The organism is Vibrio sp. B181a (assembly GCF_030248375.1).
GTDB lineage: Bacteria > Pseudomonadota > Gammaproteobacteria > Enterobacterales > Vibrionaceae > Vibrio > Vibrio campbellii.
This window is the reverse complement of record NZ_JAHGAD010000027.1, coordinates 47780-64916: the sequence shown is the minus strand read 5'-3', so window position 1 is coordinate 64916 and position 17137 is coordinate 47780. Positions and strand designations below refer to the sequence as shown.

The 17137-nt window shown below is 46.3% G+C and carries 10 protein-coding genes; 4 read left to right on the top strand and 6 right to left on the bottom strand.

All coding sequences use genetic code 11. The features are described 5' to 3' along the window. The first annotated feature begins 46 nt into the window (after window positions 1–46). Entirely contained in the window at window positions 47–3004 is a 2958-nt protein-coding gene (torS, locus tag KIO97_RS13565) for a TMAO reductase system sensor histidine kinase/response regulator TorS (protein WP_285382963.1), read from the top strand. A gap of 65 nt (window positions 3005–3069) precedes the next feature. On the opposite strand, the gene KIO97_RS13560 is transcribed toward torS, so the two are convergent. The 6 genes from KIO97_RS13560 to KIO97_RS13535 all read right to left on the bottom strand — a co-directional run bounded on the left by KIO97_RS13560 (window position 3070) and on the right by KIO97_RS13535 (window position 11673). Then, window positions 3070–3261, bottom strand: a complete 192-nt coding sequence (locus KIO97_RS13560; protein ID WP_005431753.1) for a hypothetical protein — start codon at window positions 3259–3261, stop codon at window positions 3070–3072. A gap of 18 nt (window positions 3262–3279) precedes the next feature. Then, on the bottom strand, window positions 3280–5637 hold the full coding sequence (locus KIO97_RS13555; protein WP_045403146.1) for a fatty acid cis/trans isomerase: 2358 nt from the start codon (window positions 5635–5637) through the stop codon (window positions 3280–3282). Window positions 5638–5768: 131 nt separating this feature from the next. After that, window positions 5769–7694 (bottom strand): TonB-dependent receptor domain-containing protein, encoded by a 1926-nt coding sequence (locus KIO97_RS13550; protein ID WP_285382961.1) that lies wholly within the window; start codon window positions 7692–7694, stop codon window positions 5769–5771. Between the two features lie 108 nt (window positions 7695–7802). Continuing rightward, window positions 7803–9143: a sensor histidine kinase gene (locus KIO97_RS13545; RefSeq protein WP_285382959.1), complete on the bottom strand. Its 1341-nt coding sequence runs from the start codon at window positions 9141–9143 to the stop codon at window positions 7803–7805. After that, entirely contained in the window at window positions 9140–9898 is a 759-nt protein-coding gene (locus KIO97_RS13540) for a response regulator transcription factor (RefSeq protein WP_306417173.1), read from the bottom strand. Before KIO97_RS13540 ends, KIO97_RS13545 begins: the two co-directional genes overlap by 4 nt. Window positions 9899–10107: 209 nt before the next feature. Next, complete coding sequence (locus KIO97_RS13535) at window positions 10108–11673, bottom strand: arylsulfatase (RefSeq protein ID WP_005431821.1); 1566 nt, start codon at window positions 11671–11673, stop codon at window positions 10108–10110. Between the two features lie 345 nt (window positions 11674–12018). Here KIO97_RS13535 and KIO97_RS13530 point away from each other — a divergent pair, with 345 nt between their 5' ends. The 3 genes from KIO97_RS13530 to KIO97_RS13520 all read left to right on the top strand — a co-directional run bounded on the left by KIO97_RS13530 (window position 12019) and on the right by KIO97_RS13520 (window position 17132). Beyond that, on the top strand, window positions 12019–13566 hold the full coding sequence (locus KIO97_RS13530; RefSeq protein ID WP_005431765.1) for an arylsulfatase: 1548 nt from the start codon (window positions 12019–12021) through the stop codon (window positions 13564–13566). A gap of 150 nt (window positions 13567–13716) precedes the next feature. After that, window positions 13717–16023 carry a tetratricopeptide repeat protein gene (locus tag KIO97_RS13525; protein WP_285382955.1) on the top strand — a complete coding sequence of 769 codons (2307 nt, stop codon included), beginning with the start codon at window positions 13717–13719 and terminating at the stop codon, window positions 16021–16023. A gap of 125 nt (window positions 16024–16148) precedes the next feature. Then, window positions 16149–17132 carry a MoxR family ATPase gene (locus KIO97_RS13520; protein ID WP_038892350.1) on the top strand — a complete coding sequence of 328 codons (984 nt, stop codon included), beginning with the start codon at window positions 16149–16151 and terminating at the stop codon, window positions 17130–17132. Window positions 17133–17137 lie beyond the last annotated feature (5 nt).

The window sequence follows — 17137 nt, the reverse complement described above, 5'->3', positions numbered from 1 at the left end:
TATAACGTAATATGTCGCCGAACACGAATATTAAGGTCAGGAAAATATGTTGCTAGCTACCGCAAGCATCGGTCGTAAACTGTTGTTGTCCTTCATTGCTATGGCAATGTTGGTGATGTTATCAGCGTTAATCGGTGTATCAGGGTTCTCTCTGGTGGCAAAAACAGAAAGGAACGTCGTGGACTCTGCCATTCCGGCAATGATAGAAGCTCGACAAGTATCAGAGCTCAGTACCCGTATTATTTCATCGGTGCAAATGTTGTCGAATGCGCAAAATGAACAAGAGCGTAAAGAGGCGGGACGCGTCCTGTTCGATCAACTTGAGTCACTGCTGACGCACATTAAAGAGTTGGGTGGCGAATCTTTTGATGCTCAGCTTCTTGAAGCGCTAGAGAATAACGTCCAGAACGTGATTAACAACCTAGCGGAGCTCGGCGTCACAGTAGAACGTAAATTGTGGCTAACCAAAGAGATCGACACTCGCGTTGAGGAAATGCGTTTGTTGAGCGAAGAGTTAGAACAGTTAACACGTACTCAAGTACAAAACACCAGTACGATTGCGGTTGCTAACGTTACCCATATCTATGACCTGTTGGAATCCAACAAGAAAGCCCAAGTGTATCAAGCACTGGATGCGTTAGTTGAAGTCGACTTAGACCTAACTGAACGACTGCATGAACTGCATTTGTTGGCGTTTAAAATGCTCAACCAGATTGAAGAAGCCCGCACGCTCACCAACGTCGACCGTATTCAACAAATCCAAACGGCGTTTGAAGATAATCTCAAGATCATGAAGCGTCGTGTGCTTGCGGTAGAAGACCCAACTCGCTCAGAACAAATGAGCCAGTTGCTCACTGATCTTGGTAAACGCCAAGTCGTGTTCACCATCTTGCTTCAACAGTATGAGAACAATGAACAGTCGCAAGAGTTAATGCAAAAAACGCTTGAGCTTTTCTCTGAGTTGAATGGTACGGTGAATAAGCTGGTGGATGACTCTAACCAGACCACGCGCGTTGCTGTTGACCAACTGACCAGCACCTTGAAGTTCGCGCAGTGGTCTCTGACGGTGATTTCTATCATTGGCCTTATCATCGTCGTAATCATTCTTTGGCGCGTTGTTTATGTCTCTGTAGTGAAGCGTTTAGCAGAGTACTCATCTGCGCTACTGTCTGTTGCCCAAGGTAACCTTGCGGTCGAGCTAGAAGTAAAAGGCAAAGATGAGCTGGCACATATGGGGCAAGCGATCATCACGGCACGTAACACGGCACAAGCACTAAAAGTTGTCGCCGAAGGCGAGGCGAAAGCCAAACGTGAGCTGGAAGAGCACAAGGAGCACTTGGAAGAGCTGGTTGAGCAACGTACATCCCAGTTGAAACAAGCAAACCGTCGTTTGAACGAAGAGGTGTTAAACCACGCCAAAGCGCGCAAACAAGCGGAACAAGCTAGCCGGGCGAAATCTGCTTTCCTTGCGACGATGAGCCACGAAATTCGTACGCCAATGAATGGGGTGTTGGGAACTGCCCGTCTACTGATTGACTCTGGTTTGAATCCAATGCAAAAACGCTACGCGGAAATCATCAACCGCAGTGGTAAAACCTTGTTAGCCATTTTGAATGACGTATTGGATTACTCGAAAATCGAAGCCGGACACTTGGAGATCCGCAGCTTAGGTTTCGACTTGCATCAGATGGTGGAAGATACCTTCCAATTGATGAACGGAAAGGCACAAGAGAAGAAGCTATTGTTCTCTTACCATATTGAAAGTGACGTCGGCCGTTACTGGAAAGGAGACGTTACGCGAATCAACCAAGTCTTAAGCAATTTGGTTGGAAACGCGATTAAATTCACTGAAGAAGGTGAGATTGATATCTACGTTAGCCTTAACCCAGAAGATGAGTCACAAGTTCTGTTTGAAGTGTCTGACACCGGTATTGGCATTGCCAAGAGAGATCAGAAAACGTTATTTGATGCCTTTACCCAAGCGGAAGGTGGGATGAACCAAACTGGTGGCACTGGCTTAGGTCTTGCGATCAGCCGTCGCATCATTCAAGCCATGGGTGGTTGTTTGGATGTGGATTCGGAAGAAGGTCACGGTAGCCGCTTCTGGTTCTCTATTCCCCTAGAAGAAAGCGAGCCAGTAGAAACCGTAACTATTGCAAATGCCCGTTGTAAGGTTCGTGCAAAAGTCCTACTTGTAGAAGATAACCCTGTTAACCGCGTGGTGGCGGAAGGCTTTTTAGAGAGCATGGGGCATGAAGTTACGATGGCAGAAAATGGCCTAGAAGCGGAGCAGATCATTGACAAGCATGATTTCGACATCGCTTTGGTTGATATCAACTTGCCAGATTGTAACGGTGCTGATTTAATCCACAGCCTCAAACGCATAGAGCGTAATAAGCCGGCCGACAAAGCATTGGCTCCAACGCCAATGGTCGCGGTTTCTGCTCATGTATTTGCTGAAGAAGTGGAAAGCTACTTAGCCGCAGGCTTTGACGGTTATTTACCGAAGCCAATGGAAAAAGAAGCGCTTGCGGCGCTCATTCAAGACATGTTGGATGGCAAACAGCTCTTACTACCTCAAGAGTGCGTTCTTCAAGATGAGACAACGACAACAACGAATAACAATGAAATGTTAGTCATAACAGACCCAATAGCAGAGGAGCCAGCGATGGTAATCATCAACCCGAATGTGATTCAATCAGACATGAAGTTTTTGGGCAGAGAGAAGATGCTGCACATCATCGATTTGTTCCGACAAACCAGTGCTGATGTATTAAGCCAAATGGAAGCTTCAGCGGAAAATGGTGAGAGCCGAGCGGTAAAAGATCTAGCCCACAAACTGAAAGGCAGCGCAGGTAGTTTAGGTTTAACGGCTTTAATGAACACATGTCAGAGTATTGAGGTTGCAGCGGAGTCGCTGGAGGCATACACAGAGCATCACAACGCGTTAAAAACACAAGTGAGTGAGTCAGTGATTGCTTTGGATAATTTGATGGCGCAATAAGCTCTTCACAGGCTTACTGCTTGAACCATAAACAAAAACCTCCGGTTTGCGCCGGAGGTTTTTTTCTATTCGGTCATGTCGTCTTCCCACTCAAACCGAGTGTCTAGGGCATAAGGATCATCTTCAAATGGATGTTCAACTCTGCCACGCAAGTATTCGAGTTGGTGCTCTAACATGTTGACCGTGTCGTAATCCCCCTCTGAGCAAGCAACGTATATCTGTTGCTCGAGAGCGGCAATGTTGTCTCGGATACCCATGAGAACCCCCTTAAATCATCAACGATTCTCAAAACGATTATAGTCAAGTAAACCAAATTCGATCGGTTGTTTTGTACGATACCAAGCGTGGATTCGATCGCTAAATGGCCAGAACTTTTCTGAGCTTCGGCGAATCGCAAAATTATCCAGTAACTTAACGTAATCACTCTCTGACTTTAGGGTGCTAAATTGATCGACAAATTCTTTTACTTGATCTTCTTCGATCGAGAAAAATGCCGCCGGATAGCTACCAACGACTCCTCGAACGATGGTCATATCATCGTTGGCAAAGTCACGGTTGCTCTCTTCATTAAATAGGCTCGAAATGTTGATGTGCGCATTATTGTGAAGAAGGGTAAACAGCTCATCTTTCCCAGATTCACTGCGAACCATCAGCATGGTGATTTGCGGAACGGTTTTTAATCCTTCTCCACGAACTTGGTTGATACTCGCCAATTGCTGTTCGCTTTCTACTGTCAGCGCCGTATCGATGATGTCGTAGCGTGGCAGCAGGATAGGTGAAACTTGCTTACGTAGAATATCCAATAGCTCTGACTTAGGATCGTCAGTATGGTAGACGACGCTAGTTGGCTGACTAAATGGAGCGACATTGCGTTGCAAGAAATCACTTAACTGGCGAGGTTGATCTTGGTACCAGCTTGAATGTTCTTGGTGACGCATATCCGCAGGAAGTAGGGCGATGAAGTTACTTTCCCCTTCCAGACGTAAGAAGTCCATAAACATACGAGTGATCAATTGGTGGCCAAAGTTACCGTAAACATCGAAACCAGCAACGAGCAGGTAGTGAATACGCTCTAGGAGGGCATAGTCCAATACCCAAGCGGTTTTAGGCTGCTCACCAACTAAGCCTTGTACCACCGATGCGCTATCAAAGTGACGGAATACGGTAAGCGCAGCATTGGGGTTGGTGCCGTTGCCATCCCAAATTACGTCCGTAGAAAGGTGTTCACCGTTCTTAAACCATTTGTTGATGAAGTCAGATTTTGCTTCTAGGTAACGCGCTTGTTGGCGTGAGTATTTAACCCAGTTAGTCACGGGCACCGTATTACTCTCAAGCTCTCCCGGTAGCTTTAAATTGGCCGCTTGCGAGCGGTAGAACTCGTTCACTTCAGGGATGTCGGCTTTGTCTGGGTCTAGGAAGAATACCCAAAAGCGGTCATTAATCACGTTTAACGCCAACTGTCCTCGACATACCGGACCTTTGATGTAAGCCATGATGGTGTTCTGAGCGTTGTCCAACATAAATTTGAAGCGAGACTTCACAGGCAAATCAATGAAAGCCGTCATTGGGTTCGCCGCAATTTCAGGCTCATAGCTCGGTAGTTGTGCTACCTCATAATCCGCATCGATGAACCATTTTTTCCAATTCTCGATACGCTGTTCATTGAGCGCAAATGGCATGTGCGTTTTATCGACGATAGTGCCTTGCTCTGGAATGATGCGGTAGTAGACACGCTCAACCTTCGGATCATCATATGGGCGACGAGTCGTAATACGTTTTACTGGCTGACCCGGCGGTGTAGCAGAGCGAACTAAGGTAAAGAAACGCGGCTGTTCGCCATCCAACTCAGAGAAGAATAGGTGAGATAAGAAAAGGTGTTCGTATATGTAGCGAGCGGCAAGTTGATTTTTACGAGAGCTTTTGTTCAGTAATGCTTCGTACTTATCTATCTCTGTTTGTTGTTGTTCTGTCAGTGGTATATGCGCATTCATGATGGCGCCATTTTCCAACCATAGCATCAGGGTTTTATATTCTGCCGCCGTTAAGTTAGGCATACCAAAAGGCATTCCCCATGTTGGGTTATCGCGCTCGTATTGATCATACTCTTCAATGGTAGGACATGTTTGTTCGCGATCGATGGAGAAATCAAAACCTTCTAATTGAACTTGGTCTGGTAATGGATGGCGTTCTTTTTGTTGCAGCATACGTGCAATCAAACCTGCGTCCATATTAGCTGCCATGCTCTGCTCACGCTCGTTGAGCACAGGATGAAAGCCAGCATCACGCCACTCTTGAGTGGTTTGTGCATCTTCAAATAAGCGAGTTGGGGCAGCAGCGGTTAAGCGTGTACCTTCGTAAACCAAGGCTTTGCTAGCGCCGCGGTCTATGCCTTCTACGGAAGAGAGTTTTAACTGACAAGGGGCGTCGTAGCAGGCATGACAGACCACACAGCGGTTATCTACTATGGGTTTAACATCATGTTGAAAGAAATCGGCTTGCGGTGTGTCGATGGTTGCCGTTCGCTCACGTACTTGTTGTGAACCGAACAGTTGGTCGTAGTTCAGCCCAGCGTAAGTTGCACAGCCCGCGAATAAGGTGGCGATGCAGAGTATAAAAATCAAACGTAAATTCATTGAGTTATTTTGAGTAAATTGAATTTGCGTTAATTAAAGCAAAATACGCCGCTAAATACCAAAAATCGGAGCAATTCGCTCCGATTTTTGAGTTGGTATTGTTCGATAAAAAGCGGCTTTGTCGACCAATACTAGAACGCGTAAGTGACGTTAAAGCGGAAGTCTCGCCCAGGGCTTGCATAACCTTGAGCGACAGGACTGCCGATGTATGCCATGTACGATGCGTGGTCAAAGTAGTATTTGTCGAATACATTCTTAACAGACAGCGTCAGAGATAACTCTTCGTCTGCAATAGGCATCCAATATGCGTAAACATCATGCACACCATAGCCCGGCTTTTCTGGGTGAACGGTTGGATCCGCTACATCAGTTAAGCGCTCAACAAATCGAGCATTCCAGCCAAACTCTAGTGACTCCATTGGTTGGTAAATGAGGTCAAGAACCCAAGTGTCGCCGATAGATGTGCCCAGCGTTGAGTCTTCATCTGATAGTGGAGTTCCGTTAAGTTCTGGACGAGATTGGTTGTAGCTCAAGCGAGCAGAGACATCAGCAATTGCATAACCTAAGTAAGCGGTAATACCTTGGTTATCTAGGTCACCAACGTTGGTATAAACGGCGCCTTGGTTTGTTACCACGTCTTTGATTGTACTATCAAAGAATGTGATGCCAGCGAAGAAATCATCGTATTGGTAATTTGCTCCTAGCTCTAAGTTACGTGCTTCTTCAGGCTTACGATTTGGGTCGTTTTCGCGGTAGTCGATAACAAACAGTTCTTTGATTTGTTGGCCACGAAACGCTTCTGCATAACTAGCAAATAGGTTCAAACCTTCCAATGCATTGTAATTAATACCCACGTTAGGGCTAAAGCCGCTCGAATCGAAGTCTTGCTCCATGTTATCAGTAAGCTCATACCAGTCATAACGAGCGCCAGCGGTAAGAATGATGGTTTCTGTTAGCATCCAATCATCTTGAACAAACAAGCCGTAAACGGTGCCTTTCTCCTCATCGTTCTTTTTACCATCGTAGTTGGTTTCAAACTCAGATTTGTCTTTCTTGTAATCCAAACCGTAAACCAAGGTATGGCCTGTTAATTTGCTCGTATTGAAGATCTTTATGCCGGACGTTTGAATTGAGCCATCACTGGTGCCCCAGCGAGGGTGATCTTTATGAGCTAAGCGGCTATCGGTGTAGTAGAAAGTGGTGTCGAGATTGAAAAGGTCGCTTGCGTTATATTTGTGGTTAAGCGTAAAAGTAGAACGATCGGTTTCTTGATCGAGAGGCGCATTTTTAAAGCTTGGTTGGAAGTGGGGGCGATTTAAGCGACGGCCATCGTCGTTACGATAGTCGTAGCTTACCGAGAGGTAGTGTTCGTCGTTGAGTTGACCGGATAGCTTAAGGAGCGCAACTTGCTGTTCTAACGCAGTGTACGGCTGTTCCTGGCCTTTGCCGTCTTCGATGTTATCCCCGTCGACGTAACCAAATGATGCAAGTAGGCCAAGCTGATCGGCGACTTCTCCATACAAACTTGCCGAAACTTTGTAACCTTCATTATTGGTGTAGTAACCGCCTTTGAGCATAGCGCCGTAGGTTTCACCTGCAGTAAGGAGGTCATGTGCGTCTTTAGTGGTGAACTTTATAGCGCCACCCAATGCTCCGGGGCCATCTGTTGCTCGTCCTGCTCCCGCACTAACATCAACTTGCTTGAGCAGTTCAGGCTCGATAGATAATCGACCTTGGTGATGGAATAGGTTACCGGATTGTTCCGCGCCGTCGATAGACACATTCAGCATGGTATCTTCCAGACCGCGGACATAGATCTTTTGAGAAACGCCAGAAGAGCCACCAACACTAATTTCTGCATCTTTACGGAAAATGTCATTCAGATCTTGTGCCTGCGATTTGGCGAGCTGATCGGAGTCAATCGTAATATCGATTCCTTCCGGAGTGTGGCCTAGCACCTCCATCACTTCCATGTCATCGTTGGCGTAAGTCACTTGGGAAGCGACGAAAAGGGCGATGGTAAGTGGGCTTAACTTAAATACGGTTGAAGCGGACACCGTAACCTCCATTGTTAATGAGAATTATTATCGGGTGAGATTTTGGTGATTCTTCCACTCTGAGTAAACGACTTTTACAACTGTTACAATCCTTGTAGTCAGCAGGCGTTAAACTCGCTTAGGCAAGGTAATATCCATAGTTAAACCTTGCACATGTGCGTTGTATGCAACGATCTTGCCGCCAACCGCTTCAATGTGTCGTTTCGCCAATGCCAATCCAACACCAAAGCCTTTTCGGGATACGACTTGATTGTTGGCCTTGAAGAAAGGTTTGAATATCTGTTGGTATAAACTCGGGTCTATACCTGGGCCAGAATCAATGATGAGGATTTGATAATGTTCGAGGCAGTTTAGTATTCGAACTTCGAGTATCTCATCGGGTTGGGTGTATCTTAGGCCATTACGAATGACGTTTTCCAATGCTTGACTGAGAGCCATTTGATTGGAGTGTTGGATGGGTAATGGTTCGTCTTGATGTAGTGATATCTGTCTATCTGAGTACTCGAATCGGGCATCTTCGACGATGATTTCAACCAGTTCAGCTAAGTCAAATTCCTCTGTCCTAAGATTTGGTTGCTCGTTTTCAATCCATGCTAGTGTGAGTGTGTCTTCTGCGGTCGTGCGCATTTTGTGGGTATCGCTTTTGATTCGCTCCAACATTTGTTCACGTTCGATATTCTTATCTACACAATCAATGGCCATCTCAATTCGAGCGAGTGGAGTGCGTATCTCGTGGGACATATCGGCAATAAGGTTACGATTGTGGCGAATCACACCCGATGTGCGCTCTGCCATATAATCGAAGGTGCGTGCTACTTGGCTGATTTCATCATTGCCCAACTTCATAGTCTGACCAATTCGCGCTGAGTAATCGCCTTGACTGAAAGCTTGGCTTGCGCGGTGGAATTGCTGTAACGGGCGCATGACATAGCGGTACAAATAAACAGTCAGTGCGAGTAGAGAAAGAAAGGGAATAACGAAGCGAAACAACCAAAACGCGTGAGACATGTAGGTTCCCGGTCTCATCCGGTCAGGTAACAGAATCAAAAAGTGGTATCCGGAAGGGGATAGAGGGACTTCCATTATCGGGTTGTCTGGAAAATCGAGATGGATCTTCCATTCAACGCTTCGGCCAATACCATAGCCTTGCCAAAAACGCTCGTTGAGTGGGTTTCCCCCTTTTACGTCAAGGCGGGATTGCAGCACGGTCGCCCATGTGGACTCATCAATGGCGAGCTGTTCTAACCAGATGTCCAGTCCTTGCCAATCTTGTTGGTCTACATAGGTTTGTGCGGTATGTCCCCAGTCTAAAATTTGTTGGCGGTGAGATTTTTTCAAATAGCTCATTTTCTCGTTGGAGAGAATGGCTGCGCTGTGAATCAAGGAGAAAAAGATCACCACGCCCAGGGATAAGACGACAAACAATCGCCAAAACAGCATCTTTTTCATTTAAAAATATATCCTTTACCATGCACGGTTTGGATTCGGTCGTTCGACATACCCTCAGCAATAAGACGCTTACGCACACGGCTTAGATGCATGTCGAGCGCGCGATCGTATTGGCTGAACTGACGTTCTAAAACCGTTTGATAGAGGAAGGGTTTACTCAAAACTTCTTCACGTTGCTCGACCAAGGTCCACAGAAGTTTGAATTGAATAGGGGTCAGCTGAATTGGGGTCATCTCAGGGCGACGATGTATATTGACCGTGTGATTTAGTTTATCGAGCAGCAGTTCTCTTTCACTCAATTGTGTGGGGGAGTTGGGCTGCTGTATAAGTTGAGTACGACGCAAAATCGCTTCAATGCGTAAACTCACTTCCGTGAAGTTACAGGGTTTAGTGATGTAATCGTCGGCACCACATTTAAGCCCCTGAATTCGATATTCTTCTGCACCGTAAGCGGTAAGCATGACAACCGGGGTTTGTGACTGCGAGCGAATCACATTGAGTACTTCAAAGCCGTCTAGGTTGGGTAAGTTAACGTCCAGAATGACCAAGTCGAAGGCTTGTTGTTGGAATGCCTTTAACGCGGTGTCTCCCTCAAGCATTGACACAACGTCGTAGCACTGTGCTTTAAGAAGCTCTGTCAGCTGTAGGTTCAGGTCTGGGTCATCTTCGGCCAATAAAATTGATGGAGCGGGAGAGGGTGGGCTCGAAGATCTAAATGGCTTTATATGAATATCGTTTAGTATTGGGCTGAACATAATGGAATATGATTAATTATTGATAATGTAAATTATTATCAATAATTCCCGGGTAACAATCAATCTGGTCAATAAGAAGGTCGCTCGTTACTTCAATCGTATCGTTAAATTGCGACATATTTGGAAGTTTTATGCTGAGGCGATGTAAAGTTGCCACAAAAAGAAAACCCACCAAGGCTGGTGGGTTTTTTCGGTAGTAGTAAAAGAAACTATTTCATTTTCTTAACTTCTTGTTGAAGTTGCTCTAGCTGCTTCATCTTGCCTTGTAGGCCAAGAGATTGGTAGCTGATAGATGCAGGGTTCATCATTTGACCTTGCTGCATTGGGTAATCTGGCAGTGTCTTGAAGAAGTCACCAAGTACGTCTTGGATTGGTACGAACAACCACATGTTGTCTGCCATCCAGCGTAGGTACATACCAGATTCGTGCGGTGCTTTCTCGAATGGGTCAGCACGCAGGTGGATGATCTTCGGCCAGTTTGGAGAGAAACGAACGGCATCGGTAATGTTACCTTCTAGGGTCGCGAAGTGCAGTTTCCAGTCGTTCCAACGAACTGCGTTTAGCTCGCCATTAGCAGTGAAGTAAAGCAGTGACTCACGAGGACCTTTCTCTTCTTTACCTTGGAAGTAAGGCATGAAGTTGTAACCATCAATGTGTACGCGCCAGTCTTTACCGTTCGCTTTGTAGCCTTTCGCTAGCTTCTCTTTCACGTCAGGAACGCCGGCTGCAGCCATTAGAGTTGGTAGCCAGTCTTGGTGTGCCATCATTTCATTGATCTTCGTGCCTGGTTCAATCACGCCTGGCCAACGAACAAGCTGAGGAACACGCATACCGCCTTCCCATGTTGTACCTTTCTCACCGTGGAACGGTGTTGCACCGCCATCAGGCCAAGACACGGTTTCTGCACCGTTATCCGTTGAGTAGATTACGATGGTGTTATCAGCCACACCAAGATCATCAAGTTTGTCCAGTAGAATACCTACTTGATCATCGTGTTCTAGCATACCGTCAGCGTAGATACTGATGCCTGATTTACCTTGGTACTTCTCTTGTAAACGTGTCCAAACGTGCATACGAGTGGTGTTGTGCCAGATGAAGAAAGGCTTGTCAGCTTTCACGGCTTTTTCCATGAACGCCAATGAGGTTTCTAGGAACTCTTCATCCGCGTGCTCCATACGCTTACGCGTCATTGGACCTGTATCTTCAATCTTACCGTCAGCAAAAGACTTGATTACACCACGAGGACCGTAGTTTTTACGGAACTCAGGATCTTTCGGGTAGTAGTAAGTTTCTGGTTCTTCTTCAGCGTTGAGGTGATAAAGGTTACCGAAGAACTCGTCGAAACCGTGGTTAGTTGGCAAGTGCTGGTCTTGGTCACCCAAGTGGTTCTTACCAAATTGGGCCGTCATATAACCTTGCTCTTTCAGCAGGTCTGCAATAGTTGGCGCCCAATCCGGGATACCGTGTGTAGAGCCTGGCATACCGATTGTAAGCAAGCCAGTACGGAACGGTTCTTGGCCTGTGATAAATGCTGCACGGCCTGCAGTACAAGATTGCTGACCGTAATGATCAGTAAACAGTGCACCCTCGTTTGCAATACGGTCGATATTCGGGGTTTCGTAACCCATCATACCTTGGTTGTATGCACTGATGTTCCAGTAACCAACATCATCACCAAAGATCGCTAGGATGTTTGGTTTGTCTGCCGCCACTGCTGCGCTTGAGGTTGCCAGTACGCCGAGACCGACAGCCAGCTTGCTCATTTGGTTAGCCATAAAAACTCCAAATTGGTTGTAAGTTGGAAAAGAAGCCTAGGTACCGCCCATGCTTCGTTGGCTAATAAGTTAATGATGCGATTGAAGAATGTCGCTTTATAGTGTTTATAACCATAAGTTATGCAGTGAAATAACTTGTTGTTTTATCAGTTAAATGCTTCAACCTTGAAATTTGTGCGGAAAACTGAAGCGGGACACAGGTCACGTAAACCCACTCTTTTGATGACCTTATAAGGCCTTAGTTTGAGTTGGCATCTAATTATGCTACCGGATTCGCAATAGCCTATTTTGTGAGCTATATGTTTGTGTGCAGGATGTACTTTTCTAATACGGACAGAGGTTTATATGACAGCGAATTATGGCGTTAAGCGCCGATTAGCGATTCTTGCCGCTGCTTTTATCGGCGCGACAAGTAGCAGTATCGCAGCAGAAAAACCGAATATTCTGGTCATCTGGGGTGATGATATCGGTCAATCTAATATCAGCGCTTATACATTTGGTTTGATGGGTTACAAAACTCCAAACATTGATAGGATTGCAAAAGAAGGCATGATGTTCACTGACTATTACGGTGAGCAATCTTGTACCGCAGGCCGTTCCACCTTTATTACTGGTCAAACAGTACTGCGAACGGGCTTGAGTAAGGTAGGCCTCCCAGGCGCGGATCTGGGTTTACAAGCAGAAGATGCGACGATTGCTGAAATGCTCAAACCACTCGGCTACATGACGGGGCAGTTCGGCAAAAATCACTTAGGCGATAAAGATGAACACCTTCCAACTAACCACGGCTTCGACGAATTTTTTGGCAACCTTTATCACTTGAACGCCGAGGAAGAACCAGAGAATGTGGATTATCCGAAAGATCCCGAGTTTCGTAAGAAATTTGGTCCTCGAGGTGTGATCAAGTCTTTTGCTGATGGCAAGATTGAAGATACCGGTCCGTTAACGCGCAAGCGTATGGAAACGGTAGATGAAGAAACGTTAGACGCGGCGCTTGATTTCATGGATCGTGCGGTGAAAGCAGACAAGCCGTTTTTCGTCTGGTGGAACGCAACTCGCATGCACTTCCGTACTCACGTCAAAGAAGGCAATCTAGGTAAAACAGGCATCAGCTTCTATGCCGACGGTATGGTTGAGCACGATAACCACGTGGGTCAGCTTTTGAAGAAAGTAGATGACCTAGGCATTCAAGACAACACCATCGTATTTTACTCTACCGATAACGGCCCACATATGAACTCGTGGCCAGATGCAGGTACAACCCCATTCCGTGGTGAGAAAAACACCAACTGGGAAGGGGCATTCCGTGTTCCAGCAATGGTTCGCTGGCCGGGTAAAATTGAACCGGGAAGTGTTTCTAATGAGATCATGCACCATATGGACTGGATGCCAACGTTCTTGGCAGCCGCGGGTGATGATCAAATCAAAGAGAAGCTCCTGAAAGGTTATACAGCGGGTGACAAGACATTCAAAAACCACCTTGATGGCTACAACTTCTTGCCTTATCTAACTGGTAAGGAAGAGAAAGGGCCGCGTGAAGAAATTTTCTACTTCACAGATGATGGTGATTTGAGTTCATTGCGTTTCCGTAACTGGAAGATCGTATTCCTAGAGCAGCGCGCGAAAGGTACGTTACAAATTTGGGCTGAACCGTTTACTCCATTACGTGTGCCTAAGATCTTCAACCTACGTATGGACCCATACGAAGTGGCCGATATTACGTCGAACACTTACTACGATTGGTTGATCGACCATGCGTACATGCTTGTTCCTGCGCAGGCATACGTGGGCAAATTCTTAGAAACGTTCCAAGAATTCCCACCAAGACAGAAAGCAGCAAGCTTCTCACTTGATCAAGTGATGGAGAAACTGCAAGAAAGTCACAATAAATAGATTGATTGCAACTAAACGTTGGGGCTCTTCGGAGCCTCTTTTTTTGCGCCTCGTTTCAGTTTTTCTTAAAACTCGTGTAATTGCTTGTCTAAAAAGAAAAAACACTCCTATCTTTGATCAGAGAATAAAAATAATCACACAAGGAAAGCTATGACTCAGTGGGCAAGTTGGAAGCAGGCCTTAATCGGCCTTGCAGCGCTCGTCAGTTTTTCTCTGTTTGCACAGGAAATGCCGCAATCAAACCAATCTTCAACGTTAACTTACGTAGGCAGTGACGCTTGTGTAGATTGTCACCAAAAAGAAACCCAAGCGTGGCAAGGTTCTCATCACGATATGGCGATGAGACATGCTGATGCACAGTCCATATTGGGTGACTTTAATGATCACACGTTTACATTCAACGGGAAGCCAAATCGCTTCTATCGAAAAGGGGAAGAGTATTGGGTCAATATTCAAGGGCCTGATGATGAGTGGCATGATTACAAAATCAGCTACACCTTTGCGTGGGATCCACTTCAACAATACATGGTGGAGTTCGAAGACGGACGTGTGCAGCTCATTCCATTCGCATGGGATTCAAGAACTAAAGAAGAGGGCGGGCAGCGCTGGTTCCATCTTTACCCAGATACCACCCCAACAGACGAGTTCTACTGGACAAACACGGGGCAAAATTGGAACTTCATGTGTGCCGATTGCCATTCTACCAATTTAGAAAAGAACTACGATGCCAAAGCCAATACGTATTCAACCACGTGGTCAGAAATCAATGTCGGTTGCGAAGCATGCCATGGTCCAGCCAGTGAACACGTAGAGCTTGCCAAACAAGCTGAAAAATCTGGGAATACCATCGCCTCAGCGAACCATTATGGTTTTGACCGAGATTTAGGTATGGCAGTAAAAGAATGGGTCTACGAAGAAGGGCACAGTACGCTCCAGCCAAAAGAAATCGTTATGACCCATCAAGTTCAAACCTGTGCGCAGTGCCATAGTCGTCGTACACAGTTAAATGAAAGTGCAGACCACGTTAAAGGTTCGTTCCTAGATAAATATCGTCTTAGCTTAATTTCACCAGAGCTCTATTATCACGATGGTCAGATCTATGACGAAGATTACGTCTACGGTTCATTTTTGCAGTCTGCCATGGCAGAGAAAGGGGTAACCTGTACCAACTGTCATGACCCTCATACCGCAGAGCTAAAAATCCCTGAAGAAACGGTTTGTGCTCAGTGCCATATTGCGTCTGACTACACGCCGGAAAATCACACTTTCCATGAGGCAAATACCGAGGCGTCTCAATGTACCACTTGTCACATGCCAGAAACGACCTACATGCAAGTTGACCCGCGTCGTGACCACAGCTGGCATGTGCCACGTCCGGATCTAAGCCAACACATCAATACGCCAAACGTCTGTACATCATGCCATGAAGACGAAACCAACCAGTGGGCAGATAAGAAAATAGGCGAATGGTTCCCGAATTCGAAATACCGCAATCAACAACACTTTGCAGTGGCATTCTACGCCGATTCTATTGGTCATCGTGGTGCGCCTGATGCGTTAGCGTATTCCTCTCAAGACTCATCGTTGAGTGACATTATTCGTGCCTCCGCGCTGGAGCGTATGGGGGGCAATACCGGTCAAAATACCTTGGTATCTCTGGCTCGCGCGGTGAAGCATGAAAGCGACATGATTCGTCTTGGGGCTGTTGCTGGGTCGTCTGGGTATGAGTTCAACGACCGCTGGCAAATTCTTGAACCATTACTAACAGACCCAGTGTTGTCCGTTCGTGCTGAAGCAGCGAGTGCTTTGGTTCGTCATTATCCAGAAATGAATCCGCTGCAACGCGACAAGATCAAACAGCCGTTGGAAGACTATTTGGAAATCCAGCGTTTCAATGCGGATCGAGGCTTTGGGCGAACCAACTTAGCGAATGTCTATCGAGACCTTGGTGAAACAGACAAAGCCATTGCGTCTTATCAAAAAGCCATTGAAATAGAGCCTTATTTTGAGAACAGTTACGCCAACTTAGCGGATTTGTACCGTGCACAAGGTAACGACAAAAAAGCATTAGAAACCTTGATGGCAGGGATTGAAGCTCAGCCAAAGTCGAGTGCATTGCCTTACAGCGCTGGTTTGGCATGGCTTCGTGTTGGAGATAGCGCTAAGGCAAACCAATATTTGAAACAAGCGGCTGAAGCGGCAGAGCATAACCCGCAGTATTGGTATGTGTATGGCTTGGCGTTAGAGAAGAGCGACATACTTGCGGCAAGTAAGGCACTGAACACCGCCTACCAAGTGGGTGGAAATCCACAGCATTTGTACGCCGAGTGTGAAGTGTTAGCACGCAACTATAAACAAGGGGCCGTAGCTTTTGCTTTTGAGCAATGTATTAAGCAGCTTGCCGAGGTGGCTCCGCCGAAGGTGATTGAGCAATTACGAGCTACTATTTCAAACTAATATTGGCGATAAGCTATTGGCTATAAATGGTTACAAATTAGTTAGGTATTAAGTTTATAACCAATAGTTATAGGGCTAGTGAGTAGGATGTACACAGCAAAAACTATGCATTTTGAGGGCACACCATGAACCACGCACAACAAGCCATTAATGAATTAATCGAACAAACTGAAAAAAGCGTCATTGGACAAAGCCATGTGGTTCAGGCTTTGGTGATAGGGTTACTGACCAATGGTCACGTACTTTTAGAGGGCTTACCGGGAACGGCAAAAACGCGCTCGGTAAAGTCGCTTGCGAACCTTCTTAACACCAGCTTTGGTCGTATTCAGTTTACTCCCGACTTATTACCTTCAGACGTAACAGGTACCGAAGTGTACCAAGAGTTGGATGGTAAGCCTCAGTTGCACTTCCAACCGGGACCAATCTTCAACAGCATTGTGTTGGCGGATGAGGTAAACCGTGCGCCAGCAAAAGTACAAGCTGCACTGCTAGAAGCGATGGCAGAAGGTACGATCACGGTGGGTGATAAGACCCACGTCTTGCCTGAGTTGTTCATGGTGCTTGCAACTCAAAACCCAGTGGAACAAGAGGGTACTTACCCATTGCCAGAAGCGCAGATGGACCGCTTTATTATGAAAGTGACCGTCGACTACCCAGAAGATGAAGCAGAGCGTGACATTATTCGTTTAGTGCGAAGTGAAGAGTTGGGTTCAGAAACCAGTAGTGAATTAGTGACACCAAAACACATTGAGCCAGAACTCGTCATTGAAGCGCGACGCCAATTACCAAACATTACTGTTTCCGATTTGGTCGAGAACTACATTGTGGCGCTTGTGATGGCGACACGTAAACCAGAGCGTTACGCCGATTCCCAACTACAAAAATGGATTGAAATTGGCTCAAGTCCTCGCGCCTCAATTGCCTTAGACAAATGTGCGCGCGCTTATGCGTGGCTACAAGGGCGTGACCATGTAACGCCTGATGACGTGCGTGCCATGGTACCTTCGGTGCTGGGACATCGCTTCTCACTTTCTTACGATGCGCTTGCCGATGGTGTTGATCATCAACGTGTAGTGCAAGAGTTGCTTGATTGTGTAGAAATCGGATAAGCGGG